This window comes from Micromonospora sp. CA-249363 (assembly GCF_050950185.1).
Taxonomy (GTDB): Bacteria; Actinomycetota; Actinomycetes; order Mycobacteriales; family Micromonosporaceae; genus Micromonospora.
The window spans coordinates 871,789-897,360 of sequence record NZ_CP192020.1 but is presented as its reverse complement, the minus strand read 5'-3'; the positions used below and the strand labels follow the sequence as shown (position 1 = coordinate 897,360).

General features: G+C 72.4%; 25 protein-coding genes. 9 read left to right on the top strand and 16 right to left on the bottom strand.

Features of this window, described 5'->3' with window-relative positions; genetic code table 11:
- The first annotated feature begins 31 nt into the window (after window positions 1-31).
- The gene (ppc, locus tag ACQPZK_RS04305) at window positions 32-2,818 is read left to right on the top strand and encodes a phosphoenolpyruvate carboxylase (protein WP_433537045.1); all 2,787 of its coding nucleotides are present in this window, start codon (window positions 32-34) and stop codon (window positions 2,816-2,818) included.
- Between the two features lie 108 nt (window positions 2,819-2,926).
- Here the strand turns inward: ppc and ACQPZK_RS04300 are convergent, their stop codons facing one another.
- The gene (locus ACQPZK_RS04300; RefSeq protein ID WP_433537044.1) at window positions 2,927-3,760 is read right to left on the bottom strand and encodes a hypothetical protein; all 834 of its coding nucleotides are present in this window, start codon (window positions 3,758-3,760) and stop codon (window positions 2,927-2,929) included.
- Between the two features lie 54 nt (window positions 3,761-3,814).
- Here ACQPZK_RS04300 and ACQPZK_RS04295 point away from each other — a divergent pair, with 54 nt between their 5' ends.
- Window positions 3,815-4,963 carry a DNA recombination protein RmuC gene (locus ACQPZK_RS04295; protein ID WP_433537043.1) on the top strand — a complete coding sequence of 383 codons (1,149 nt, stop codon included), beginning with the start codon at window positions 3,815-3,817 and terminating at the stop codon, window positions 4,961-4,963.
- A gap of 2 nt (window positions 4,964-4,965) precedes the next feature.
- On the opposite strand, the gene ACQPZK_RS04290 is transcribed toward ACQPZK_RS04295, so the two are convergent.
- Window positions 4,966-5,376, bottom strand: coding sequence for a hypothetical protein (locus ACQPZK_RS04290; RefSeq protein WP_433537042.1), 411 nt, complete (start codon window positions 5,374-5,376; stop codon window positions 4,966-4,968).
- A gap of 122 nt (window positions 5,377-5,498) precedes the next feature.
- The gene (locus ACQPZK_RS04285; protein WP_433537041.1) at window positions 5,499-6,473 is read right to left on the bottom strand and encodes a 4-hydroxy-3-methylbut-2-enyl diphosphate reductase; all 975 of its coding nucleotides are present in this window, start codon (window positions 6,471-6,473) and stop codon (window positions 5,499-5,501) included.
- 138 nt (window positions 6,474-6,611) lie between these two features.
- Between ACQPZK_RS04285 and xseA the strand changes: the two genes are divergently transcribed.
- Window positions 6,612-7,850, top strand: a complete 1,239-nt coding sequence (gene xseA / locus ACQPZK_RS04280; RefSeq protein ID WP_433539107.1) for an exodeoxyribonuclease VII large subunit — start codon at window positions 6,612-6,614, stop codon at window positions 7,848-7,850.
- Between the two features lie 30 nt (window positions 7,851-7,880).
- Window positions 7,881-8,102: an exodeoxyribonuclease VII small subunit gene (locus ACQPZK_RS04275; protein WP_421474551.1), complete on the top strand. Its 222-nt coding sequence runs from the start codon at window positions 7,881-7,883 to the stop codon at window positions 8,100-8,102.
- A gap of 42 nt (window positions 8,103-8,144) precedes the next feature.
- On the opposite strand, the gene ACQPZK_RS04270 is transcribed toward ACQPZK_RS04275, so the two are convergent.
- From ACQPZK_RS04270 to ACQPZK_RS04260, 3 genes are all read right to left on the bottom strand, one after another.
- Complete coding sequence (locus tag ACQPZK_RS04270; RefSeq protein WP_433537040.1) at window positions 8,145-8,996, bottom strand: hypothetical protein; 852 nt, start codon at window positions 8,994-8,996, stop codon at window positions 8,145-8,147.
- A 235-nt stretch (window positions 8,997-9,231) separates the two neighbouring features.
- A complete protein-coding gene (locus ACQPZK_RS04265) occupies window positions 9,232-10,044 on the bottom strand; it encodes a hypothetical protein (RefSeq protein WP_433537039.1) in 813 nt (270 codons plus the stop codon).
- 116 nt (window positions 10,045-10,160) lie between these two features.
- Entirely contained in the window at window positions 10,161-10,913 is a 753-nt protein-coding gene (locus ACQPZK_RS04260; protein WP_433537038.1) for a DUF4245 domain-containing protein, read from the bottom strand.
- Between the two features lie 158 nt (window positions 10,914-11,071).
- On the opposite strand from ACQPZK_RS04260, the gene glpX reads away from it, so the two are divergent.
- Both glpX and ACQPZK_RS04250 read left to right on the top strand, forming a co-directional pair.
- Window positions 11,072-12,103 (top strand): class II fructose-bisphosphatase, encoded by a 1,032-nt coding sequence (gene glpX, locus ACQPZK_RS04255; protein WP_433537037.1) that lies wholly within the window; start codon window positions 11,072-11,074, stop codon window positions 12,101-12,103.
- A complete protein-coding gene (locus tag ACQPZK_RS04250; RefSeq protein ID WP_433537036.1) occupies window positions 12,100-13,080 on the top strand; it encodes a DMT family transporter in 981 nt (326 codons plus the stop codon). Before glpX ends, ACQPZK_RS04250 begins: the two co-directional genes overlap by 4 nt.
- Window positions 13,081-13,196: 116 nt before the next feature.
- Here ACQPZK_RS04250 and ACQPZK_RS04245 read toward each other — a convergent pair whose 3' ends face one another.
- The 7 genes from ACQPZK_RS04245 to ACQPZK_RS04215 all read right to left on the bottom strand — a co-directional run bounded on the left by ACQPZK_RS04245 (window position 13,197) and on the right by ACQPZK_RS04215 (window position 20,196).
- Entirely contained in the window at window positions 13,197-14,807 is a 1,611-nt protein-coding gene (locus tag ACQPZK_RS04245; RefSeq protein WP_433537035.1) for a hypothetical protein, read from the bottom strand.
- A 65-nt stretch (window positions 14,808-14,872) separates the two neighbouring features.
- Window positions 14,873-15,841, bottom strand: coding sequence for an NAD(P)/FAD-dependent oxidoreductase (locus ACQPZK_RS04240; protein WP_433537034.1), 969 nt, complete (start codon window positions 15,839-15,841; stop codon window positions 14,873-14,875).
- Window positions 15,842-15,946: 105 nt separating this feature from the next.
- Entirely contained in the window at window positions 15,947-16,600 is a 654-nt protein-coding gene (locus ACQPZK_RS04235) for a rhomboid family intramembrane serine protease (protein ID WP_433537033.1), read from the bottom strand.
- A gap of 107 nt (window positions 16,601-16,707) precedes the next feature.
- Entirely contained in the window at window positions 16,708-17,385 is a 678-nt protein-coding gene (locus tag ACQPZK_RS04230) for a lytic transglycosylase domain-containing protein (protein ID WP_433537032.1), read from the bottom strand.
- A 277-nt stretch (window positions 17,386-17,662) separates the two neighbouring features.
- Window positions 17,663-19,078, bottom strand: coding sequence for a PhoH family protein (locus ACQPZK_RS04225; RefSeq protein ID WP_433537031.1), 1,416 nt, complete (start codon window positions 19,076-19,078; stop codon window positions 17,663-17,665).
- Window positions 19,079-19,454: 376 nt separating this feature from the next.
- Window positions 19,455-19,808: a hypothetical protein gene (locus ACQPZK_RS04220; protein ID WP_433537030.1), complete on the bottom strand. Its 354-nt coding sequence runs from the start codon at window positions 19,806-19,808 to the stop codon at window positions 19,455-19,457.
- 31 nt (window positions 19,809-19,839) lie between these two features.
- Entirely contained in the window at window positions 19,840-20,196 is a 357-nt protein-coding gene (locus tag ACQPZK_RS04215) for a hypothetical protein (protein WP_433537029.1), read from the bottom strand.
- A 264-nt stretch (window positions 20,197-20,460) separates the two neighbouring features.
- On the opposite strand from ACQPZK_RS04215, the gene ACQPZK_RS04210 reads away from it, so the two are divergent.
- From ACQPZK_RS04210 to otsB, 3 genes are all read left to right on the top strand, one after another.
- Window positions 20,461-20,904: an XRE family transcriptional regulator gene (locus tag ACQPZK_RS04210; RefSeq protein WP_355239439.1), complete on the top strand. Its 444-nt coding sequence runs from the start codon at window positions 20,461-20,463 to the stop codon at window positions 20,902-20,904.
- A 162-nt stretch (window positions 20,905-21,066) separates the two neighbouring features.
- On the top strand, window positions 21,067-21,420 hold the full coding sequence (locus ACQPZK_RS04205; RefSeq protein WP_433537028.1) for a hypothetical protein: 354 nt from the start codon (window positions 21,067-21,069) through the stop codon (window positions 21,418-21,420).
- 67 nt (window positions 21,421-21,487) lie between these two features.
- The gene (otsB, locus tag ACQPZK_RS04200) at window positions 21,488-22,312 is read left to right on the top strand and encodes a trehalose-phosphatase (RefSeq protein ID WP_433537027.1); all 825 of its coding nucleotides are present in this window, start codon (window positions 21,488-21,490) and stop codon (window positions 22,310-22,312) included.
- Window positions 22,313-22,317: 5 nt separating this feature from the next.
- Here otsB and ACQPZK_RS04195 read toward each other — a convergent pair whose 3' ends face one another.
- The 3 genes from ACQPZK_RS04195 to ACQPZK_RS04185 all read right to left on the bottom strand — a co-directional run bounded on the left by ACQPZK_RS04195 (window position 22,318) and on the right by ACQPZK_RS04185 (window position 25,552).
- Entirely contained in the window at window positions 22,318-23,088 is a 771-nt protein-coding gene (locus ACQPZK_RS04195; protein ID WP_425888532.1) for an isoprenyl transferase, read from the bottom strand.
- A gap of 31 nt (window positions 23,089-23,119) precedes the next feature.
- Window positions 23,120-24,262, bottom strand: coding sequence for an NAD(P)/FAD-dependent oxidoreductase (locus ACQPZK_RS04190; protein WP_433537026.1), 1,143 nt, complete (start codon window positions 24,260-24,262; stop codon window positions 23,120-23,122).
- 429 nt (window positions 24,263-24,691) lie between these two features.
- A complete protein-coding gene (locus ACQPZK_RS04185) occupies window positions 24,692-25,552 on the bottom strand; it encodes a hypothetical protein (protein WP_433537025.1) in 861 nt (286 codons plus the stop codon).
- Window positions 25,553-25,572 lie beyond the last annotated feature (20 nt).

Below are 25,572 nucleotides of genomic sequence, written 5' to 3'. Positions count from 1 at the left end.
CTGTCCTTCGTACTCACGTAAGGAGCGCATCGTGACCGACCAGCACGACCACGACGGCCCGGACGCCGCGCTGCGCGCCGACATCCGCCGGCTCGGCACCCTCCTCGGCCAGACCCTGGCCCGTCAGGAGGGCCGCCCGCTGCTCGACCTCGTCGAGGAGATCCGCGCCCAGGTACGGTCCGACGTCCCGGCCGCCGCCCAGCGGCTCGGCGGGCTCGACGTGACCACCGGCACCAAGCTGGCCCGCGCCTTCTCCACCTACTTCCACCTGGCCAACATCACCGAGCAGGTGCACCGCGCCCGGGACCTGCGCCGCCGCCGCGCCGTGCAGGGCGGCTGGCTCGACCAGGCGGCCAAGATGATCGCCGAACGGGGGGTGCCGGCCGAGGAGATCGCCGCCGTCGCCCGCCGACTGGCGGTCCGGCCGGTCTTCACCGCCCACCCGACCGAGGCGGCCCGCCGATCGATCCTGTCGAAGCTGCGGGCCATCGCCGACGAGCTGGACACCGAGACCGCCAACGCGATCCTCTACGGCGCGAGCGACGAGGGCCCGGCCAACCGTCGGCTGGCCGAGCTGCTGGACCTCATGTGGCAGACCGACGAGCTGCGGCTGGACCGGCCGGATCCGACCGACGAGGCCCGTAACGCCATCTACTACCTGCGGGACCTGTACGCCGAGGCCGCGCCGCAGGTGCTCGACGACCTGGCCGACACGCTGCGCACCCTCGGTGTGGAGACGTCGCCGACGGCCCGCCCGCTGAGCTTCGGCACCTGGATCGGCGGCGACCGCGACGGCAACCCGTTCGTCACCCCGGCGGTCACCCGCGAGGTGCTGACCATCCAGCACGAGCACGGCATCGCCGCCACCGAGAAGGCGATGGACCACCTGATCAACGAGGTCTCGGTCTCGCGTCGGCTGCGCGGGGTGTCGCTGGACCTGTCCGCCAGCCTCGCCGCCGACCTCGACGCGCTGCCCGAGGTGGCGGCCCGGTTCCGCCGGGTCAACGCCGAGGAGCCCTACCGGCTCAAGGCGCGCTGCGTGAAGGCCAAGCTGGCCAACACCCGGCAGCGGCTGCGTCAGGGCACCGCCCACGTGCCGGGTCGGGACTACCGCGGCTCGGCCGAGCTGATCGCCGACCTGGACCTGCTGCGCGCGTCGCTGGCCCGCAACTCGGGGCAGCTCACGGCCGTCGGCCGGCTGGCCTCCACCATCCGTACGGTGTCCGCGTTCGGCCTGCACCTGGCGACCCTGGACGTCCGGGAGCACGCCGAGGCGCACCACGCGGTGCTCGCCCAGCTCTACGAGGCCGTGGGCGAGGTGTCCGACTACCCGTCGTTGAGCCGGCTGGAACGCACCAAGCTGCTCGCCGACGAGCTGACCGGCCGCCGGCCGCTCTCCACCGCGGACACGCCCCTCTCCGAACTGTCCCGCAAGACCTTCGACGTGTTCAGCACCATCCGGGAGGCGCAGGACCGCTTCGGCAGCGAGGTCATCGAGTCGTACATCATCTCGATGACCCTGGGCGTCGACGACGTGCTCGCCGCCGTGGTGCTCGCCCGCGAGGCCGGGCTGGTCGACGTGCACAGCGGCCGGGCCCGCATCGGCTTCGTGCCGCTGTTGGAGACCCCGGCCGAGCTGAACGCCGGCGGCGAGATCCTCGACGAGCTGCTGTCGCTGCCCGCGTACCGGGCGCTCGTCGCGGCCCGTGGCGACGTGCAGGAGGTCATGCTCGGCTACTCCGACTCCAACAAGGAGGCGGGGATCACCACCAGCCAGTGGTCGATCCACCGGGCCCAGCGCGCGCTGCGTGACGTGGCCGCCCGGCACGGCGTACATCTGCGGCTCTTCCACGGCCGCGGCGGTACGGTCGGGCGCGGCGGTGGCCCGACGCACGAGGCGATCCTGGCCCAGCCGTACGGCACCCTGGACGGCGCGATCAAGGTGACCGAGCAGGGCGAGGTCATCTCCGACAAGTACACCCTGCCCTCGCTGGCCCGGGAGAACCTGGAGCTGACGCTCGCCGCGGTCCTCCAGGCGACACTGCTGCACACCGCGCCCCGGCAGCCGGCCGAGATGCTGGAACGCTGGGACGCGACCATGGACGTGGTGTCCGAGTCGGCGTTCCGGTCGTACCGGTCGCTCGTCGAGGACCCGGATCTGCCGGCGTACTTCTGGGCGTCCACCCCCACCGAGCTGCTCGGCGCGCTGAACATCGGCTCCCGGCCGGCGAAGCGTCCCAACACCGGCGCCGGACTGTCCGGGCTGCGGGCCATCCCGTGGGTGTTCGGCTGGACGCAGACCCGGCAGATCGTGCCGGGCTGGTTCGGCGTCGGCTCCGGCCTGGCCGCCGCCCGCGAGGCCGGGTTGGCGGACGTGCTGGCCGAGATGCACCGCAACTGGCACTTCTTCCGCACGTTCCTGTCGAACGTCGAGATGATGCTGACCAAGACCGACCTCAGCATCGCCCGCCGGTACGTCGAGACCCTCGTGCCGAAGAAACTGCACCCGATCTTCGAGCAGATCGAGCAGGAGTACGAGCTGACCAAGCGCGAGGTGCTGGCGGTGACCGCCTCGCCGGCCCTGCTGGAGAACTCGCCGGTGCTCCAGCGCACCCTGGCCGTCCGCGACACCTACCTGGAGCCGCTGCACCACCTCCAGGTGGCGCTGCTGCGCCAGTACCGGGAGTCCGGCGCGGCGGGTCGGGCGGTCGCCACCGCGCCGGGCGGTCGACGTGCTCCCAGCGACGGCACCGCCCTGGAACGGGCGCTGCTCACCACCGTGAACGGCATCGCCGCCGGCATGCGCAACACCGGCTGACCAGGTACGACAGCAACGGGCCCCGGTCGAGTCGACCGGGGCCCGTTGTTGTGTGCTGTCGCTCAGCGGCGGGTGCCCGTCACGGGCCTCCGCGCGACCGTCGTGCCGTCACCAGTCGCCGCCACCGAAATCGCCGCCACCGAAGTCGCCACCACCGCCGAAGTCCCCACCGAAGTCGCCGCCGGCGTAGTCGCCGCCTCCGCCGAAGTCGCCCGCCTGGTCCCCGCCGCCGAAGTCACCGCCCTGGTCGCCGTAGTCACCGCCCTGGTCGCCGGCGTAGTCGGCGCCGTCGCCGAAGCCCTCCTGGTAGCCCTGGTCGTAGCCGTACCCCGGGTCGGCGAAGGCCGGCGAGAACAGCGCGTCCGCGATCAGCATGCCGCCGAGCACGCCGGCGCCCGCGCCCAGCGCGGTCTTCCACCACGGCGTCGAATACCAACCGGCCGGCACCGGCCGGCCCTGGTACCGCCCACCGGGGTAGTAGTAGGGCGTGTCCCGACCGGGCTGCGGGCCAGCCCGGAAGGTCTGCCCCTGCACGTCGACCTCGCGCTCCTTGGTGAGCTGCCCGACGCCCCGCGCGGCGGCCAGCGCCGGCACCTCCGGCCCGGGATCGATGCCCAGCGCCGTCCGCGCCGCCCGGATGTACGCCAGCCCCTCCAGCGCGGTCTCCCGGGCGAGCGCGAACTGGTGCGGCGTCCGCGCCTGCTCCAACTGGGAACCGGCCGCGTTGTAGCGCTCCCCGGCGTCGGCCAGCGCCTGCCGGACGGCGGGCTCGTCGCCGTGCAGGGTCATCAACTGGCCACCGAGGCGCTCGTACCACCGTTGCGCGTCCGCGCGGGCGTCGCCGAGCGCGGCGCGCCGCTGGGCGTTGACCCGGGAGTAGGCGAGCAGGCCGGCACCCACCACGCCGGCGAGGATGACCGCAAGGCACAGCAGAGCTTCCATGTCAACGAACGTACCCCCGGGTGTCACGTCGTACCCGTCTGGCAAGCTCCGGTGATGGACGTCTCGACGTTGCTGGTGGTGGTCGTGTGCCTCGGTGCCGGCGGCGCGGTGGGTTGGCTCGCGGCCCGGTCCCGATCGGCGGCCGACATCGCCCGGCTGGACGCCACCCTGACGGCCACCCGCGAGGGCGAGGGCCGGCTGGAGCAGTCCATGCGGGCGTTGAGCTACGAGGCCACGGCGCAGTCGCAGGAGGCGGTGGCCCGGGCCGTGGCACCGCTGCACGACAGCCTGCGCCGCTACGAGCAGCGGGTCGCCGAGCTGGAACACGACCGGGTCGACGCGTACGCCGAGCTGCGCGAGCAGGTCCGCTCGATGAACGCGGTCTCCGGAGAGCTGCGCACCGAGACCAAGCAGCTGGTGGCCGCGCTGCGCGCGCCACAGGTGCGGGGCCGCTGGGGCGAGCACCAACTGCGCCGGATCGTCGAGGCGGCCGGGATGCTGGAGCACTGCGACTTCTCCGAGCAGGTGACCGCCGCCACCGACGACCAGGTCGTCCGCCCGGATCTGGTGGTACGACTGCACGGCGGCCGGTCGGTGGTGGTGGACGCGAAGGCGCCCTTCGACGCGTACCTGACCGCCATGGAGGCCCGCGACGAGCGTGGCCGGGACACCTACCTCGACGCGCACGCCCGGCACCTGCGAGGGCACGTCGACGCCCTGGCCGCCAAGTCGTACTGGGCCGCGTTCGACAGCTCGCCCGAGTTCGTGGTGCTGTTCGTACCGGCCGACCCGTTCCTGGACGTCGCGCTCCAACGCGACCCGACGCTGCTGGAGCACGCGTTCGCCCGGAACGTCGTGCTGGCCACGCCGGCCACCCTCGTCGCGCTGCTGCGCACGGTGGCCTACTCGTGGCGGCAGGAGGCGCTGGCCCGCAACGCGGTGGCGGTGCACACCCTCGCCCGGGAGCTGTACGGCCGCCTCTCCACCCTGGGCGACCACGTGGGCAAGCTCGGCTCGTCGCTGTCCGGCGCGGTGACCGCGTACAACCGGGCGGTCGGCTCGCTGGAGGCACGGGTGCTGGTCAGCGCCCGCAAACTCGCCGAGCTGGGCGTCTCGGACGAGGAGCTGGCGGCGCCCGCCCAGGTGGAGCTGACTCCGCGCCAGCCGCAGGCGCCGGAGCTGCTGGACGACGCCGGCCGCTGACGCTAGCCGCGGTTGGCGCTCTCGACGACGAACGGGATGCCCTGCTGGCAGGTGGTCATCGTCCCCTTCTCCACCCGGCCGGTGACGGTCACCCGGGCGCCGGCGGTCAGCACGTCCCGAGGGCCACCCACCAGCAGGTACCCGTCGAGGAGCACGCAGTTCGGCTCCACCCCGGCGGTGATGGTGCCGGTGAGTTCGGTGGCGCCGACCGGCGGCGGGACGGTGGGGCCGCCCGGCGACTTGATCGGCGGGGCGGGAGTGATTGGCGACTCAGGTGTGCTCGGCGACGCGGAGGCGGGCTGCCCGGTCGTCGCCGCCGGGCCGCCGGGGGTGGCGGGACCGTCGGTTGCACCGCAGGCGCTCAGCGCCGCGCAGACGACCAGGGCGGGGACGACGAGCCGAAGAGTCCTCATGCCGCCTTCGACGTACGGGACGGGCGTGGCGTTCCACCGCGACGCGCGCGACCTCACCGGCGCGCGACGCTTGCGGTCCGCGGCGTGCTCGACGTGCGGCGCCGCTGCCGGAGCCCGGCTTGTCAGCCGCGGGCCGCGGCGGCCTTCATGTCCCGCTTGAGCTCCTGCGGAAGCGAGAAGGTGAGCCGCTCGTTGGCGGTGGTGATCTCCTCGACGTCGGCGAAGCCGCGCTCGGCCAGATGCGCCAGCACATCGCGGACCAGGTCCTCGGGGACGCTCGCGCCGGAGGACACGCCCACCGTGCGGGCGTCGACCAGCCAGGCGTCGTCGATCTCGTGGGCGAAGTCGATGAGGTGACCGGCGCGGGCGCCGGCGTCCAGGGCGACCTCGACCAGCCGCACCGAGTTGGAGGAGTTCGTCGACCCGACGACGATCACGACGTCGCACTCCGGGGCGATCTCCTTGACCACGTGCTGCCGGTTGGAGGTGGCGTAGCAGATGTCGTCGCTCGGCGGGGACTGCAACAGCGGCAGCCGCTGCTTGAGCCGGGCGACCGTCTCCAGGGTCTCGTCCACCGAGAGCGTGGTCTGGGAGAGCCAGACCACCTTCTCCGGGTCGCGCACGGTGACCTTGTCGACGCCGTCCGGGCCGTCCACGAGCTGGATGTGCGCGGGCGCCTCACCGGCGGTGCCGATGACCTCCTCGTGCCCCTCGTGGCCGATCAGCAGGATGTCGTAGTCGTCGGCGGCGAACCGCTTCGCCTCCTGGTGCACCTTGGTGACCAGTGGGCAGGTCGCGTCGATGGCCTTCAGCGAACGCTCGCGCGCCTGCTCGTAGACCTCGGGCGCCACGCCGTGCGCGGAGAAGATGACGGTCGAGCCCTCCGGCACCTCCTCGTTCTCCTCCACGAAGATCGCGCCCTGGGCCTCCAGGGTCTGCACGACGTGCTTGTTGTGCACGATCTGCTTGCGGACGTAGATCGGGGCGCCGTAGAGCTTCAGCGCCTCCTCGACGGTCTGCACGGCGCGATCCACGCCCGCGCAGTAGCCACGAGGCTTGGCCAGGAGCACGCGCTTGCCGGTCCGGAGATCAGTCACCCCCCCATCCTACGTGCCCGCCGTCCCCCCGCACCCGGGCCCGAATCTCGGTGATCAAGAGGTTCGCGTCAGAAACGCGCCCGGATCTGACGCGAACTTCTTGATCACCGGGGGCATCCGTAGGGTGGGTGCGTGAGTGTGGGTGGTGGGGGCAGTGAGGGCCGGAGCAGTGCTGAGGAGCCTTGGCCTGTTCGAGTTGTCTCGCAGAAGGTCGGGGCGTGGATCGCCAAGCTGGGCTGGGTGTGGGTGGACGGGCAGGTGGCGCAGATCAGCCGTCGTCCCGGGGCCACCACCGTCTTCCTGACCCTGCGTGACCCGTCCGCCGACCTGAGCCTGACCGTCACCACCAACCGCGACGTGCTCGACGCCGGCGCACCGGAGCTGCGCGAGGGCGCCCGGGTGGTCCTGCACGCCAAGCCGGAGTTCTACGCCGCCCGGGGCACGTTGAGTCTGCGGGCCGACGAGATCCGCCAGGTGGGTCTCGGTGAGCTGCTGGCCCGGTTGGAGAAGCTCAAGAAGCTGCTCGCCGCCGAGGGGCTGTTCGACCGGGCCCGCAAGCGCCGGCTGCCGTTCCTCCCCGGCCGGATCGGTCTCATCACCGGCCGTGCGTCCGCCGCCGAACGGGACGTGTTGACCAACGCGCGGCGGCGCTGGCCGGCCGTGGAGTTCCGGACGGTGAACGTGGCCGTGCAGGGCCCGTCCGCCGTGCCGCAGATCGTGGACGCGCTCAAGGTCCTGGACGCCGACCCGAGCATCGATGTGATCATCATCGCTCGGGGCGGTGGCGGCATCGAGGACCTGCTGCCCTTCTCCGACGAGGCGCTGTGCCGGGCCGTCTTCGGCTGTCGTACGCCGGTGGTCAGCGCGATCGGCCACGAGACGGACGCGCCGCTGATCGACTACGTCGCCGACCTGCGGGCCTCCACCCCGACCGATGCCGCCAAGCGGGTCGTCCCCGACCTCGCCGAGGAGGTACGCCTCATCGGTCAGGCCCGGCACCGGCTCCAGCGGGCGGTGCGCAACCTGGTCGACCGGGAGTCGCACCGCCTCGACAGCCTGCGGTCCCGGCCGGTGCTGGCCCGACCTCAGGTGATGGTGGAGCACCGCGCCACCGAGCTGACCGCGCTGCGACAGCGCGCCGGGCGTTGCCTGGACCACCGGCTGGCGGCCGCCGACGACGACCTGCGGCACACCCTGGCCCGGCTGCGCGCCCTCTCCCCCGCCGCGACGCTCGACCGGGGGTACGCGATCGTGCAGCGCGCCGACGGGCACGTCGTCCGGGCGGCGACCGAGGTCGGCAAGGGAGACCCGCTCCGGGTACGCCTCGCCGAGGGCGAGCTGGCCGCGACTGTCGACGCAGACGTGGCGACGCGGTGACACCGACCGGGGTGTGCTGAGATGGACGCGATGACTGACGACACGAAGGCCGGGCCGGACGAGCGGCTCAGCTACGAGCAGGCCCGCGCCGAACTGGCCTCGGTGGTCGAGCGGCTGGAGGCCGGCGGCACGTCCCTGGAGGAGTCGCTGGCGCTGTGGGAGCGCGGCGAGGCGCTGGCGGTGATCTGCCAGCGCTGGCTGGACGGTGCCCGGGCGCGGATCGACGCCGCCCGCCAGGACCCCTCCGCCTGATCGTCGGGTGGGACGGCCGGAGCCACCCCACCCGACGAACGGTCAGTTGAACAGGCTGTACAGCTCGGCGGGCGCCTCGACGACCTGGTCCGCCGGCGGCTTCTGGGCCGGGCTGGCGGTGCCGTAGTCGGAGTACGTCATCTTGATCTCCTGGGCGGTGGTCTGCCCGGAGGCCGGGAGTTGCAGGACGAGCTCGTTCAGCCGGCCCTGCGGGTCGACCTTCGCGGTGAACGGAACCGTCTTCGCCTGGGTGCCCAGCGCGGCGATCGTGGCGGCGTTCAGCGAGCCCGCCTCGGCGGCCTTGGTGATGTCGATGGTGCCGGCGTACGTGCCGGTGCCGGTGCTGCGGACCTCGGTGATGCCCTGGGTCAGCACCGCGCTGCCGGCCGGGTCGACCTTGTCGAAGTCGAAGCCGAGGTTCTTGTTGCCCTTGATACGGGCCTGGTCGAGGTGCTGGTACTTGCCGAGGTTGAGCTGCTTGATGGCGGGCAGGCTGTTGGCGGTGGGGCCGGTCAGTTCCAGCTTCACCCAGCTGTCCGGCTTGGCGTGAATGACGTCCAGCTTCATGGCCAGGTCGGAGGAGGGGCCGCCGATGGCGAACTTCAGCGCGGCGCTCTGACTCGGCTGGTGCACCTGCCCCTCGGCCGTGGACCCGGCGCCGGAGAGGGTGAACCGGAAGTTGCCGTCGCTGATCGCCTTGGTGGAGTCGAGCAGTGCCTGCTTGGCGTCGCCGGACACCGGCGCACCGCCGGACTGGCTCGGCGCCCCGGACGCGCTCACCGTCGGGGACGCGGTTGACCCGGCCGTGCCGGTCGTGCCACCGGCGCAGGCGGCCAGTGCGGGCGTGAACAGGGCGGCGGCTACCAGGCCGGCTCCCAGTCGTCGAACAGTCATACGTGTCTCCCAAGGGGGTCACCCGACGACCTGGTCGGCGCCGGAAACCGGGCGACGCGGCAGCCCTTCGGCCACGTCGCACGATCCGGACCGAGCGGCGCGCCCGGATCGCTCTCTTCTTGTTCCCTGTCGACGCGTCGGACAATCACCCTTGTTGTCCGGTTGTCCGCGAACAACCGGCGCCGAAACGGACCGGGCCGGGGTAAGCCGTGGTCACCCCGGCCCGTCGTGCGACCTACTTGAACATCTCGTACGTCTCGGCCGAGGCCTCGACCACCTTGTCCGCCGGCGGCTTCTGCGCACCGGTGCCGGCGCCGTAGCCCGCGTACCCGATCTTGATGTCGTGCGCGGCGGTCTCGCCGGCGGCCGGCACCGAGATGACCAGCTCGGTGAGGCGGCCCTGCGGGTCCAGCTTGGCGGTGAACGGCAGCGCCTTGGCCTGGGCGCCCAGCGCCTTGACCACGTCCTCGTCGAGGGCGACCGACTCGGCCGAGGCGCTGATGTCGATCTTGCCGGCGTAGGTGCCCTCGCCGGTCTTCTGCACCTCGGTCACGCCCTTGACCAGGGTCTCGCTGTCCACCGGGTCGAGCGTCTCCGGGTCGAGCTGGAGGTCCTTGATCTCCTTGGCCTTGGTCTTGTCGAGGTGCTGGTACTTGCCCTTGTTCTTCGCCAGCTCGGGGACCATGGCCGCCATGGCGCCGCCGATCTCCATCTTCACCCAGCTCTCCGAGTCGATGTAGATGAGGTCCATCTCCATCGACACGTCCTGCGAGTCGTCGCCCATCTTCATGGTCAACTGCGCGCTGTTGCTGGGCTTGTGCACCAGGCCACCGCCGGTCAGGTCGGCACCCGCCAGGGTGAAGGTGAAGTCGCCCTTGGCGATCTCCTTCGTGGAGGCGAGCAGCGCCTCCTTCGGGTCGGCCGGTACGGCCGGAGCGGACGCGCTGGGGGCGGCGGCCGGCTCGGCAGCGTCGGACTTGCACGCGGCCAAGCCGGGGACGAGCAGGGTGGCGGCGAGGAAGCCGAAGCTCCACCGTCGAATGTTCACTGAGTTCTCACTTCACAGAGGTGGACATGGCCCGGCCACAGGGTGCGGGCCGGACCGAGCCGAGGGAGCGTACCGGACCGGCCTCCTCGGCGTGCGCCTCATCGACAGTGGACCCCTCAGCGCAGCGCGCCGGCCAGCTCCCGCAGCTCGTTGTCCCGCGCGTCACCGATCACGAGCACCGTGCGGGTCGGCTCCAGCAGGGCCAGCGCCTGCTGGTTCCCCCGGGCCGTGTACCGCTGCCAGGCGCGGCCACTCAACTCGGTCGGGCCCTGCGGCTGCCCCTGGTCGGTCAGCTCGGCCGGAAGCAGCCGCTCGGCCGGCACGCTGCTCTGCACGAGCTGCACGCCCCTGCCCTCCGGCGTCAGGTAGCCGATCCGCAGGGTCGCGCCGCCCTCGACGCTCTGGTAGCGGGCGCTGACCGTACGCCAGCCGGAGCCGAGCCCCTGCGGCTCGCTCACCGGGAACGTGTTCGCGGACCGCGCCTGTTCGATCGCCGGGGCGGGGTCGACGGTGCTGGCCTGGTCCCCGCCCAGGAAGCCCCGGTAGAACGCCAGCAGCAGCGCGATCGGGATGAGCAGCACCAGCAGCGAGATCGCCATGTCCTTGGGCGACCGCTCGGACCTGGCCGTCGCTGCCGCCCGGGGCGGTGACGGCCGGGCCGCCGGCCCCTCCTCGACGCGGCCCGGCTCGGCCACGGGGGTCGCCGCGCCGGCGACAAGGGCCGGTTCGCCGGTGGTCGGTGCCGTCGGATCCGCCGCGTCCGTCGCGGCGGGCCCGGCGCCAGGGGCGTCCGGGAGGTCGGCCGGCGTCTGGCCGTCGGGCGGCGTCTGGTCGGCGGGTACGCGGTCAGCAGGCTGTGCGGGTTCCACCCTGCCATCTTCGCAGCCGCCCGACCGGCGGTATCCGGCCCATCACCGCCCCGCACCGGCGCTCGGTCGGCCATCGTGTGAGGATCAGCGACAAAGCCGGCAGCGGTGCCGCTCCGCCGCCGGCAGTCCCCGCACCGTCGCGAGGAGGAGCAGCCGTCATGACGAACACCAGGACGCGGATCCCACAGGATCTCGACCGTAACCTGGCCCTCGACCTGGTCCGGGTCACCGAGGCCGCGGCGATGGCCGCCGGCCGCTGGGTCGGCCGGGGTGACAAGGAGGGCGGAGACGGCGCCGCTGTCGACGCCATGCGCAAACTGATCAACTCGATCCAGATGCGCGGCGTCGTGGTGATCGGCGAGGGCGAGAAGGACAACGCCCCGATGCTCTTCAACGGCGAACACGTCGGCGACGGCACCGGCCCGGAGGTGGACGTCGCGGTCGACCCGGTCGACGGCACCACCCTGATGAGCAAGGGCATGCCGAACGCCCTCGCGGTGCTCGCCGTCTCGGAGCGAGGGGCGATGTTCGACCCCAGCGCGGTCTTCTACATGGAGAAGCTCGCGGTCGGCCCCGCGTACGTCGACGTGATCGACATCAACGCCGGGGTCGCCGAGAACCTGCGGCGGATCGCCAAGATCAAGGGCACCGACGTCTCCGAGGTGACGGTCTGCGTGCTGGACCGCAGCCGCCACGACGACCTGGTCACCCAGATCCGCCGGGCCGGCGCGGGCATCAGGTTCATCTCCGACGGCGACATCGCCGGTTCCATCCTGGCGGCCCGCGGAGAGTCGGACGTCGACGTGCTCATGGGCATCGGCGGCACCCCGGAGGGCATCATCTCGGCCTGCGCGCTCAAGTGCATGGGTGGCGCCATGCAGGCCAAGCTCTGGCCGCGCGACGCCGAGGAGCGGGAGAAGGCGCTCGCCGCCGGGCACGACCTGGACCGGGTGCTCGGCACCGACGACCTGGTAACCGGGGACAACTGCTTCTTCGTGGCCACCGGCGTCACCTCCGGTGACCTGCTGCGCGGGGTGCGGTACCGGTCCGGCGGCGCGTACACACAGTCGATCGTCATGCGTTCGAAGAGCGGCACCATCCGGGTCATCGACTCGTACCACCGCCTGGAGAAGCTGGCGCTCTACTCCGCGGTCGACTTCGACGGTCGCCCGCTCGCCGAACAGGAGTGAGCGGCACCGGCACCGCGGCTCCGTCGACCCTGCCAGCCACCCGCCGGATCATCGGTGTCGCGCTGGCGTCGGTCGCCGGGGTCGCGGTGGCGGCGCAGTCTCGGATCAACGGCGAGCTGGGTGTACGCCTGGCCGACGGTTTCGCCGCAGCGGTGGTCTCGTTCGGGCTGGGCCTGGTGGTGCTGCTGGTGCTGGTGCCGGCCACCCCCGGCGGGCGGCGTGGGCTGCTCGCCGTACGGCGGGCCCTCACGGCCGGCACGCTGCGCCCGTGGCAGTGCCTCGGGGGGATGTGCGGCGCGCTGCTGGTGGCCACGCAGGGGCTCACCATCGGCTCGCTGGGGGTGGCGGTCTTCACCGTGGCGGTGGTCGCCGGCCAGTCCGGCAGCAGCCTCGCGGTCGACCGCGCCGGCATCGGCCCGACGGGGCGGCAGCCGGTCACCCGGCAGCGCCTGGCCGGCGCGGTGCTCACGGTGCTCGCGGTCGTCCTGGCGGTCGGTGACCGGCTCGGCGACCCGGGCGGGCTTGCGCTGGCGCTGCTGCCCCTGCTGGCCGGGGTGGGCATCGCCTGGCAGCAGGCGGTCAACGGGCAGGTCCGGGCGGCGGCCGACAGCGCGTTGACCGCCACGCTGGTCAACTTCGCCGTGGGCACGGCGACCCTGCTGGTCGCGTTCGCGGTCGACATCGCCGTACGCGGCTGGCCGACCGGTCACGCGCCGAGCGAGCCGTGGCTCTACCTGGGCGGCCCGATCGGCATCGTGTTCATCGCGATCGCCGCCGCGATCGTGCGCTTCACCGGTGTGCTGCTGCTCGGCCTGGCCACCATCGCCGGTCAGATCGTGGGGGCCGTGCTGCTGGACCTGGTGCTGCCCACCGCGGCCTCGCACCCCAGCGTGAACAGCCTGCTGGGGGCCGCGCTGACGTTGGTGGCCGTGCTGATCGCCGCCCTGGCCCCACCCGCCGCCCCGAGAGCCGACTGATCCACTCGGGTTCATGGAAACTGCGCTGTCCTACCGCCTCCGATGCCCCGGTTTCCCGGAAGCCGAGTCGATCAAGTGACACCGGCAAGATCAACACGCGGGAGAGGGCCCCGGCGTCAGCGCAGCGGCGCTCGCGGCGGCAGGGGTTGGTACGGCGGGTAGGGCGGCGAGTCGCGCCGGTTCTCCTCGCGGGTCGGGTCGGCCAGGCTCGCGAGCCGGACGGCCAGCAGCAGGCCCGGCACGGTGGCCAGCAGGGCCAGTACGACAGCCACCCGGGCGGGCGCGAGACCGCCGTTCAGCCAGCCGGCGAGGGGCAGTCCGGCGAGGCTCGCGGTGAGCAGGAGGTTGCCCACGGCCAATCCGACCCAACGACCCGGCGCGCTGCCGAGCCACGGGACCAGGAGCAGGCCCGTCACCGCCAGCGCGCCCAACGGCAGGATGACGAACAGGGTCACGACCACCACGCCGGTGTCGTCGCCGCGGTGCCAGGCGGACTCCAGCACAACCGCGGCCAGCAGGATCGGCAGACTACCGGTGATCCCCCACCAGCGGCTCCCTCCGCCACGTCGGATCGCCAGGTGACCGGCCACCACGGTGACCGCGCAGCCGAGCAGCAACGCGAGCGTGACGGCGAGCAGCAGATCCGTCTCGCGCTGCACCGGCCCGTCGTCGTCGAGCGCCGGCAGATCGCTCTGGTGGTCCCTGTGGTCGGACGGACCGAGGTGGCCGTCGCGCCGCCACCCGCCGTCCGACAGACGGCGCAGGAATCCGTCCCGGCCGTTGGCCACCAGCACCTCGTGGCCACCGCCGGCATGTGGATAGACGGCCAGCTCGCGGGAGGAGAAGTGTCGGCGTACGTCGCCCGGGCTCGGGTATCGGCGGGCCAGCGCCTCGCGCCGCGCGTCCGACACCTCCCAGGCGATCTGCCAGGTGACCCCGGCGTCGTCACTCTGTTCCACCCGCAGGTGCCCGGGGACCACCCGGTAACAGCGCTTGGGCTCGTCTGGCGCGCACGCCTGCTGGCGCGGGGAATCCTGGGCCCGCAGCAGGTAGCTCTCGGCGTCGGTGGCCATTCGCCAGGTGGTCGCCCCGTCGTCACTGACCGACCACCAGCCGTCGGCCGGTCCTTCGGGCCAGTCTCGCTCGATGCCTGTGCCGGACCTGATCGCCGGGGCACCGTCGAACGTCGTGACGCCCAGCGCGTACGGGTAGCGGACCGCGCTGGTGGCGGCCACCGCCAACACCGCCGGTGGCAGCACGACCAGCAGCCGGACCAGCCGAGCCGTCCGGTGCCGTACCGGCCGGCGGCGGGAACGGGTCCAGCTCCACCACGCCAGGCCGAGCGCCGGCAGCGTGAACAGGTCGGTCCGGTCGGCCCGAACCAGTGAGGGCCCGGCCAGTACGGTCCATGCCGAGGAGGCCAGCTCAGCGGCGTACCCACTCGATTTGACGACCGCGAACCCGGCACCCACGGCGACCAGGCCGCCCAGCGCGGCCCCGCGGGCCGGCATCCGCGGCACCAGCAACGTGAGCAGCACCGCGACCAGCGGCGGAGCGAGCACCAGGCCCGCGACGTCGCTCAGCTTGCCGGTCACCAGGCCCGGATACGCCGCCTTCAGCACGTGGTCGTTGACGACCAGCACCACCAGGCCCACCACCGTGACCGGGTGGCAGAGCCACGCCAGGGTCGTGGGCGCGCCGTCACGTGCTCTCCGGGTCCCCGTCATCCCCTCAGGGTCCGACCGACCCGTCTCGATCCGGACACGGACCGGTCAGTGTCCGATACCGACGGTCAGCCCGCGTCGGAGGAGTGCCTGGGGAACAGGTGGGCGCTCGGGTCGATGGCCACCGCTGCGTTGTTGACCGCCGTGGCGGCCTCGCCGAAGCCGGTGGCGATCAGGCGCACCTTGCCCGGGTACTCGGTGATGTCGCCGGCCGCGAAGACCCTCGGCAGGTTCGTCGCCATCGCGCTGTCGACCACGATGTGCCGGCGGTCGAGCCGGAGCCCCCATTCGGCGAGGGGGCCCAGGTCGGCGGTGAAGCCGAGCGCGGCGACCACCGTGTCCACCGGAAGGGTCTCGGCCGCACCGCCGCGAACGGTCACCTCGGCGCCGGTCACGGTGGCGTCCCCGATCAGGCGGGTGACCTCGGCGTTGACGACCACCCGCACCGGCAGGGACAGCACCCGGGCGACCGTCGAGGCGTGCGCCCGGAACTTCTCCCGCCGGTGCACGAGGGTCACCGAGCGGGCCAGCGGTTGCAGGGTCAGCGCCCAGTCGAAGGCGGAGTCGCCGCCGCCGACGATGAGCACGTCCCGGTCGGTCAACTCGGCCGGGTCGGTCACGAAGTAGACGATGCCGGCACCGGGAGCGCCGTCGGCGCAGGGCAACGGCCGTGGGCTGAAGCTGCCGAGCCCGCCGGTGACCACGACCGCGCCGCAGCCGAGCTGCTCGCCGCCGGCCAGGCCGAGCACCGGCCGGTCATCGGTGTACGACAGCTTCTCGGCTCTCGTGCCGAGGAGGTACCGCGGAGCGAAGGGCGCCGCCTGGGCGACCAGGTTGGCGACCAGGTCGCGACCCTTGACGGCGGGAAAGCCGGCCACGTCGAGGATCAGCTTCTCCGGGTACATGGCGGTGACCTGGCCGCCCGGCTCGGGAAGCGCATCGATCACCGCCACGGACAGGCCACGGAACCCGGCGTAGTACGCGGCGAAGAGGCCGGCGGGGCCGGCTCCGATCACGGCGACATCGACCTCGCGCATGGCGTACCGTCGCTTTCCGCTCGCGGATCAACGCGTGCTGATCTCGACGGTAGGCGGGGCGCAGCGGTCGGGCAAGCATGTCCCAGGGGCGCGCCGACGAGCCGGTCAGCCCAGGCTGAGGGTGGATCCCGAGTAGTCCGGACCGTCCACGGTGGGCCGGCGACGGCGGAACAGGATCGCGGCCACCACGCCGCCGAGCAGCCCGAACAGGTGCCCCTGCCAGGAGATGCGCTCGTCGGTGGGGAGGATGCCGACGAGTTGCCAGCCGTACAGCAGGCCGACGAGCAGGAAGACGGCGAAGTTCCACCAACTCCGCTCGACGATGCCACGGGTGAGCAGGATGCCCAGGTAGCCGAAGATCACCCCGCTCGCGCCGACCACCACCGAGTTGGGCGAGCCGGTGAACCAGACCCCGAGGCCGGAGACCAGGATGATGATCAGGGTCGACCACAGGAACCGGCGGGCGCCGGCGGCGAGCACGAAGGTGCCCAGCAGGATCAGCGGGATGCTGTTGCTGTAGAGGTGGTCGAAGCCGTGGTGCAGGAACGGCGAGAAGAACACGCCGTCGAGGCCGTCGATGCGGTGCGGGATGATGCCGGCGGTCGCGTCCAGGCCGAACGCGAGCCCCTGGTCGATCGCCTCGATGAGGAAGAGGAACGGGACCACCGCGCACATGGCGACGAAGGCCCGGCCGAGGGCGGCGTAGAACGCCTCGGTGCCGAACCGGAACGGGTCGCCGCTTGGCGGGTGCAGGCTCACCCCCCAACTGCTATCAGCAAAAGGGGCCGACCGCCACTCACGTCCCGAGCGGGGTACGCGCGACGGCGGGGCGGGTGGTCGTCCACCCGCCCCGCCGTCGTACGTCGTCAGTAGTGGCCGTTGTTCTGGAAGTAGGTCCAGGCGCCACAGGGCGACTTGTACTTGCCCTTGATGTAGCCCAGCCCCCAGATGATCTGGGTGGCCGGGTTGGTCCGCCAGTCGTCCGCGACCGAGCCCATCTTGCTGCCCGGCAGCGACTGCGGAATGCCGTACGCCCCGGAGGAGCCGTTGCTGGCCTTGTGGTTCCAGCCGCTCTCCTTGGTCCAGAGCTTCTCGAGGCAGGGGAACTCGGCGATGCCGAAGCCCTTCTCGAGCATCAGCGCACAACCGATCTTGCGGTTGCCGCTGTACTCCGCGCAGGACGCCGGGATCGGCCCGTCGTACGGCTTGACGGCCTGCTCCGCGGCCTCGCGCTCGCGCTTGCGCGACGCGGCGGCGGCCTCGGCCTTACGGGCCCGCTCGGCGGCCTCCTTGGCCGCCTGGGCCGCCCGCAGCTTGGCCTGGTACTCGGCGGCCCGCTGCCGGGCGAACGCGACCTGGTGGTTGGCCTGGCGCTCGCGCTGGTAGGCGAAGTCGGTCCGGTCGACCTCGACGCCGACCTGCGCGGTCAGGCCCTGCTGCTGGGTTTCCCGGTCTTCGCCCAGGTAGAAGCCACCGGCGACGCCCACGGAGAGCAATGCCACAGCGGCCGTACGGGCACCCAACCGGCTCCACAGCCGACTCACGAAGTGGTCCCTTCGTCGGGGGCAAGGACACGGCGCGGCACCGGGCCACGTCAGCCCTCAGCCGTGCCGTGAGCGCCCCGACCGGTGAGCCGGTCGCGCCGACGCACCGACCGTCACTGCTGCCGCCCTGACCTCGGGCGAACGATCACCGACGATACCTGTGGTGCGTGGGCGCTCGTGGGACACCATCGCGCACAGTGAGGCACATGGGAAACCGACCGGGCCGTTTGTGACCTGCGCCACACTTAAAATAGGGACGAAGTATACGAAACCCCCATCACTGCGGGATGTCTTCCAGGAGATCCGTCACCATCGCGGCGATCGGCGACCGCTCCGAACGGCTGAGCGTGACGTGGGCGAAGAGGGGATGACCCTTCAACGCCTCGATCACCGCGGTCACACCATCGTGCCGGCCGACCCGCAGATTGTCCCGCTGGGCCACGTCGTGGGTGAGCACCACCCGCGACCCCTGCCCGATCCGGGACAGCACGGTGAGCAGCACCCCGCGCTCCAACGACTGGGCCTCGTCCACGATCACGAAGGCGTCGTGCAGGCTGCGCCCCCGGATGTGGGTCAGCGGCAGCACCTCCAGGATGCCCCGCGAGGTGACCTCCTCCAGCACGTTCTCGTGCACCACCGCGCCGAGCGTGTCGAAGACCGCCTGGGCCCAGGGCGACATCTTCTCCGACTCCGAGCCGGGCAGATAGCCCAGCTCCTGACCACCGACGGCGTAGAGCGGGCGGAAGACGATCACCTTCTTGTGGCGGCGACGCTCCATCACCGCCTCCAGGCCGGCGCAGAGCGCCAGCGCCGACTTGCCGGTGCCGGCCCGGCCACCCAGCGAGACGATCCCGATCGTCTCGTCGAGCAACAGGTCGAGGGCGATCCGCTGCTCGGCCGAGCGGCCGTGCAGCCCGAACGCCTCACGATCCCCCCGGACCAACCGGACGGACTTGTCCGGCAGCACCCGGCCCAGCGCGGAACCGCGCGTCGAGTGCAGCACCAGGCCGGTGTGGCAGGTCAGACCCGCCGCCTCGTCGAGGTCGAGCGTCTCGCCGCCGTACAACTGGCCGATCTGCTCCTCACTCAACTCCATCTCCGACATGCCCGTCCAGGTCGGGTCGCCGGCCTGACCGTGGCGGTACTCGTCGGCGCGCAGACCCACCGAGGCGGCCTTGACCCGCAGCGGCATGTCCTTGCTGACCAGCGTGACGTCGCGCCCCTCCGCGGCGAGATTGAGTGCCACCGACAGGATCCGGGCGTCGTTGCTCTCGGTACGGAACCCGGGGGGCAGCACGCCGTCGTCGGTGTGGTTGAGCTCCACCCGCAGCGTCCCGCCCGCATCGTTGGCGGGTACCGGTCGGTCGAGGCGGCCGTGCCGGATGCGCAGTTCGTCGAGCATCCGCAACGACTGCCGGGCGAACCAGCCCAGCTCCGGATGGTGCCGCTTGCCCTCCAACTCGGTGATGACCACCAGTGGCAGCACCACCTCGTGCTCGGCGAAGCGGTGGAACGCCGCGGGGTCGGACAGCAGCACCGAGGTGTCCAGAACGAAGGCCTGCCCCGCTGGTCGGGGCTCCTTGTTCTCGGCCGGCGCGGCGTCCGCCGCACGGCGGCTCCGGGTGGCACGGCGGGTCGTGGCAGTCGCGGCCGGGGTCTGGTCGGCACCGGCGGTGGTACGGCGAGTCGTCACAGGCCTGCTCCGACGGATGGGCACCCGGCCACCCGTTTTCCGCCTCGTCCGGTGCCCGGAGGGGTCGGATGCGGAACCCCGTGCGCGAGGTCGCAGATCCGGGTGGACCGGCTGGCCCGGGAGAACCCCGCGCCATGCCTAGACGCTAGCGGCGGCGGACCGTCCCGGCTAGGGGCGATCGTGGATCTCTGGGGACGGCCGTGTGAACAGCGGTGCGGAGAGCCGGCCGGGATGCATGCCCCCTGCGCGCATCCCGGCCGGCGGGGCCACCGTCACCGGTCTGACGTGGCCCCGTCGGTGCGTGTCCGCCGCGGACGACGCACCGCGTTCTCCGCGGGCCGGTCGGCGGGACGCCCGGGGCGACCCGCCGGCCGGCTCAGCCGGTTCGTCGAACGAGCGTGCCGGTCGGGTGCCGCCCGGTGATCGGGGCGGCCGGCGCGGCGAACGACGAGCCGGTGTAGGTGGTGCCGGGGCGTGCCGCCGCGTCGGCGCGGACGACCGTGCCGGCGGAGCGGACGGCCGCGGGCGAGGAGACCGACAGCGCGGACGCGATCGCCGCCTGGGCATCGCGACGGCGGCGGTTCCAGGCGCCCCGGTCACCGTCGAAGTAGCCCTGGCGGTAGCCGAAGCGATAGCCGATGCGGTAGCTGAGCTGCCCGTGCAGGCGACCGGCGGCGTAGCTGGTGGCACCGAGCACAAGGACGAGGAAGACCACGAGGAACGGGCTCATCGGGCGGCCCCCGCCCGGCCCGGACGCCGGCTCATCGCTCCTCCGGCTCGACCGTGGTGGGATCGGCGGTGGGGTCCGCGACCAGCAGCCGGTCCAGGTCGTCGGTGCTGACCTCCTCGACCAGCTCGACGGTGATCCGGCAGCCGTCCAGCAGGACCTCGGCGACCGAGGATCGACGGATCTCCCCACCGGCGTCGTAGACCCGGACGCTCAACTCGGGGCAGCCGAGGTGGGTACGCCAGGCGTTCCACTCGGTGCGGTCGCCGACGCTCAGCGACAGGTATCGGCAGCCTCGGGCGAGGTAGAGGCGCCACGGGGCACTCAGCCCCGCTGCCACTCCCTCGGCGATCAGCCCGAAGGCCTGGGCTCGGGTGGCGAGCTCGGTCACCACACCCCCTCGGCGTCGGGAGCGTGACGCATGTGAGCACCAGTCGTCTCATGCACGTGACACACCGTAGATTGTCCCATGAGCGTGACAGTATCAGCTTTTCGTCCCCTTACATTCGCCACGACGGGCATCTATTCTGCCCGGGTGACACCCCTCGAAAGCGGCGCTGGATCGTTTGGCACGAATCCGAGAGTGCCGTCACGTCCGCGTGACAGCAGCGTGCCTGGGCAAACACCCGCAGACGGCTGGTCGTACCGTCACGGGGTGACCGAGACGGCCAACGCGCGAAAAATCGCCTTCGCCACCTTCGTTCGGCGCGCCCTCGACGAGGCGCGGGCCACGCGCGCCTGGAGCGGCACCGAGGTGTCCCGGCGTACCGGCGTCTCCCGACAGACCATCAACCGGTGGGTCCGCGGCGACTGGGCCAGCGACCCCGAGGCCGAACGCGTGGTCGCCTTCTGCGAGGGCCTGGGCCTCAACCCGGCCGCCGCCTTCGCCGCGCTCGGCTGGGACCGCACCGCGAGCGGCCCACGCGCCGGCCAGCCGGCCCCGCCGATGGACCCCGACGTGGAGGCCCTGCTGCGCCGCCTGGTCGATCCGAACGTGTCGGACGCGGAGAAGTTCCACATCCGCGAAACCATTAGATACCTCGCATACCGCCCAACGCTGCCGGTCGATGTCCGAAAAAGGGGCAATCAGGCCGGGTAGTTCCTCAGATGGCGAAAGAACGCCTGGTCAGGTTCATTCGTTTCGCTCCGGGGCAGGAACGGGCACGCTAGCGTCCCTATTCGTACTGCTTGGGCTCGTCATCGGCGGGGGGACGGGACAAGGCCGAACCTAGCCCTGCGGGACAGAAGGAGGGGTCTGTCCATGACCCTGAAGTGGTGGGGAGTCGTGGTCGCCACGGTGTCGATGACACTGTGGGCGACCGGCAACGTGGTGACCCTCGCGGTCAACGGTGGGCAGCTGCCGCTGCTCGTCAACCTTTTCGCGCTCACCAGCGCCGGCACGGCGGTCATCCTGGCCGTCGTCGCGGAGCTGCACGAACGGCTCAACGACCGGATCAGCGCACTCACCGAGTTCCTGGTGGCACGACTCAACGAGATCGAGACCCACACCGGGGATCGCAACACCGGGTTCGTGGAGGGCTACCTGCTGAGTCACGGTCAGGAGGCGGCGGTGGTGCCGTTCGGACGCCGCGGACGAGGGGCCGCCGAACGCTGACCGAGCGCCGCCGGGTGGGTCCGCTCGGCCAGGAATGAGCCCGCAAAGCCGGGGTACGCTGACGCGCGTGCCGCCGTTGAATCTGGGCAACCACCAGCCGAGGACCCCGTTGAACGCCGACCAGGCATGGCAGATAACCGCCGGCCGGGCCGGCGGGACCGTGCTCTTCTTCGACTTCGACGGCACACTCGCGCCCGTCGACGACGACCCGACGGCGGTCCGTCCCGCGCCGAACGCGCTCGCCGCGATCGAGGCGCTGGCCCCGGTGGTGCAGCGGATCGCGATCGTCTCCGCGCGGCCCGTCGAGTTCCTCCGCGACCGCCTCGGCGAGCTGAGCGGCGTGGACCTCTACGGCCTCTACGGCCTGGAGCACAGCCACTCCGGCGGCGACACCGTCACCGAGCCCACCGCCCTGCCCTGGGTGCCCACCATGGCCGAGCTGGCCGACCTGGCCCGGGAGGAGCTGCCCCCCGGCGCGCTCGTCGAGTACAAGCGGCTCTCGGTGGCGCTGCACTGGCGTACGGCGCCTCAGCTCGGCGCGACGGTGCAGCAGTGGGGTCAGGCGCAGGCCGACCGCCTGGGGCTGCGGGTGCAGGCCGGTCGGATGGTGCTGGAGCTCAAGCCACCGGTCGACCGGGACAAGGGGATGGTGATCGGCGAGGTGGTCCAGGGCGCCACCGGCGCCTGGTACTTCGGCGACGACGTCTCCGACATCAAGGCGTTCGCGGCGCTGCGCGCCCGCGCCGAGGCGGACCCGGACTTCTTCGGTGTCTGTGTGGCCGTCGCCAACCCGGAGACCGGCCAGGAGGTGGCCGACGCGGCCGACCTGACCATCGAGTCACCGGCCGCTCTCGGCGACTTCCTGACCCGGGCCCTGGGCCAGCTGCCCTGACGCCGTCAGGCGCCGTAGCGGCGCTGGCGGGTGGCGTACGAGCGCAGCGCCCGCAGGAAGTCGATGTGCCGGAAATCCGGCCAGTTCAGCTCGCAGAAGTAGAACTCCGAGTGCGCCGACTGCCAGAGCATGAACCCGGACAGGCGCTGCTCGCCACTCGTGCGGATGACCAGATCGGGATCGGGCTGGCCACGGGTGTAGAGGTGTTCGGCGATGTGCTCGACGTCCAGCACCTCGGCGAGTTCCTCGATGGTGCCGCCGGACGCGGCGTGCTCCAACAGCAGCGAACGGACGGCGTCGGTGATCTCCCGCCGGCCGCCGTAGCCGACCGCGATGTTGACCTCCGCGCCGCCGCTGCGGTCCCGGGTACGTTCCTCGGCGCCCTTGAGCGCGGCGGCGGTCTGGGCGGGCAGCAGGTCCAGCGCGCCGACGATGCGCAGCCGCCAGGGGTTGCCCTCCTCCGACAGCTCCACCACCAGGTCCTCGATGATCTGGAGCAGTGGGTCCAGCTCGCTGGCCGGGCGGCGCAGGTTGTCGGTGGCGAGCAGGTAGAGCGTGACGTGCCCGATACCGGCCTGGTCACACCACCCGAGGACGTGCTTGATCTTCGCCGCGCCGACCCGGTGCCCGTCGTTCGGGTCGACGTAGCCCATCTCGCGGGCCCACCGGCGGTTGCCGTCGCACATCACCCCGACGTGCCGGGGCACCGGCTTGCCCGCGAGCTTCGCCGTGAGCCGGCGCTCGTACACGGAGTAGATAAGGTTCCGCAGCGTCATCACCTAGCAGCGTAGCGACCCGCCCGCCGGATCACCCCTTCGGAGGGCGATCCCCGCCGGACAGTTCCATGCCGATCATGCCCAGCGTACGGGCCGTGAGCCGCCCGTCGCCAAGCCCCAACTCGACCACGTCGTCGAACACCCGGTCGTCCCGACGGGCCGCCCGGACCGCGGCGTCGACCACCCGCCGCCGCCGCGCCAGCCAGGCGGCCACCGAGCTGTGACGCAGATGTGTGCCGAGGCGGCGACGCAGGCCCGCGGTGTAGCGGTGGGCCGCCGCGTCCGGCTCGCGAGCCGCAGCGGCCCCGGCCAGTGCCCCGGAGAGCAGCGCGTAGAAGATGCCCTCCCCGGTGAACGGATTGATCAACGAGAGGGCGTCACCGGCCAGCAGGGTGCGGTCCCGACCCGGCGTCGGCCGGTGCGTGGACAGCGGCAGGTGGTGGGCCCGCAACGCGGTCACCGTCGACAGGTCGGTGCCGGGCAGCAGCGCGACCAACCGATCCAGCAGGTACGCCCGGCTCAACGGCTCGCCGCGCAGCACCTCGCCGTACCCGACGTTCGCCCGTCCGTCGCCGATCGGAAACGACCAGGCGTACGCCGGCCAGCGCGCCTTGGAGGTGACGATGAGCTGCTCGGGCGGGCCGGGCAGCGCGGGCGCGTACCCACGAATGGCCAACGCGAGGTGCCGGTCGGGGTTGACGGGATGGCCGAGGGCCCGGCGCACCACCGACCCGGCGCCGTCCGCGCCCACCACCACCCGGCCGGACAGCTCCCCGTCGAGCACGACCCGGTCGCCGCGCGGCTGCACGCGGCGGACGCTGTGCCGACGCAGCTGCGCGCCGGCAGCCACCGCGGCGGCCACGAGCCGCGCGTCGAAGACCTCCCGAGGCACGGTGTACGCCGGCCGGGGCAGCGCCCGAGCCACCGCCTGACCGCCCGGCGCGACCATCCGCAGCGCGGGCAGCGGGGCGTAGCCGGCCACCGCCTCGGTCACGCCCAGCTCGGTGAGGACGTCCACCGAATGGGCCGCGATGCCGTCCCCACACGCCTTGTCCCGGGGAAAGTCGGCACGGTCCAGCAGCAGCACGCTGACGCCCGCCCGGCAGGCCGTCAGCGCGGCGGCCGCCCCGGCCGGCCCGGCCCCCACCACCACCACGTCGAACTCGTCGCTCACGTGCGCCTCCCTCCGACCGGGGCGACACGGCTGGTATCCGTCCCGCCCAGCGATCACCTGGGCCATCGACACCGGCCACGGTGACCGACGTCACCCGCCATCCTGCCCCCTGGCCGCCCGCCCGCACGGCTGCCGCACTGCCGCCTGGCTGCCGCCCGCCCACACGGCTGCCGCGCTGCCCCCCGCTGGCCTCCCCCTAGTCCTTTGCTCTGCTTCCCCCCACGCAACACCTTGCGTCCGATTACCGGACGCCAGGTGTTGCGTCCGTTGAAGCAGAGCAAAGGGTGCGCACCCACCACCCGCATCCCCGGACGCGACCGGGTGATCTGTCGCCCGCCCACACGGCTGCCGCGCTGCCGCCCGCCCGGAGGCCGCCGTCTGCCGCCCGTCGGTCGACGCCCCGCCAGCCCCAATGCCTCGCGAGGGCTTTCAGACGGGGATGGCGGCGTCCGACGCACGCGCCGCCCGACGCAGGCCGTAGAGGGCCAGGCCTGCGGCGGCCACCAGCGGGGCGCCGTCGCGGACCAGGCCGTCCAGACCCAGCAGCCACCAGCACAGCGGCAGGTCCACCGCGAGTACGCCGAACGTGACGACGACCAGCAGGCCACGAGCCCAGTCCTTGCCGCGCATGAGAAACGCGGTACAGAACAGCACGGCGTAGCTGGCCGCGATGCCGGCGCCGAACCAGAACAGCACGGCCGGCACGGCGGAGAGACGATCGTCCAGGATGGCGCCCCCGGCCACCAGCGCCGGCACCAGCATCAGCGGGCTGTAGGTGAAGGCCGCCACCCGGCTGGTCAGCAGCCAGGCGCTCGCCTGTGGACGGCGTGGCGGCGTCTCCCGCCACGAGATGCCCGCCCTGTCGATGACCAGGCGGGGCCGGTGCCGAACCAGATGCTCGGCGAGCGCCGACGAGCGGTAGAGCAGCCAGACCACCGCCACACACAGCGCGGTGAGGACGGCGAAGCCGAGCAGTCCCGGCAGCGGCGGCACTCCCTGCCGGGGCACGATCAGCCGGCCGACGGCGAAGATCGTGGTGACCGCGAGGATCAGCCCGAACGGGCGGGCCACCGTCCTCCCCCGGCGCACGTGCCCGATCAGCAGCAGAAAGCCGAACGAGCGCAGCATGGCCCAGCCGGTGCGTACGGCCAGACCGAAGCCCTGCTCCGGGGCGTACCACCAATTGAGCAGCTCGACCACGACGGTGGCCGCCGCCGTGGTCGCGAGCAGAAGGGTGAGCGCCCGGACGGCGGACGGCCGCCGGACCTCGGTCTCGGCGGCCGTCCTCATGGAATCCGTTGTTGCCCGCG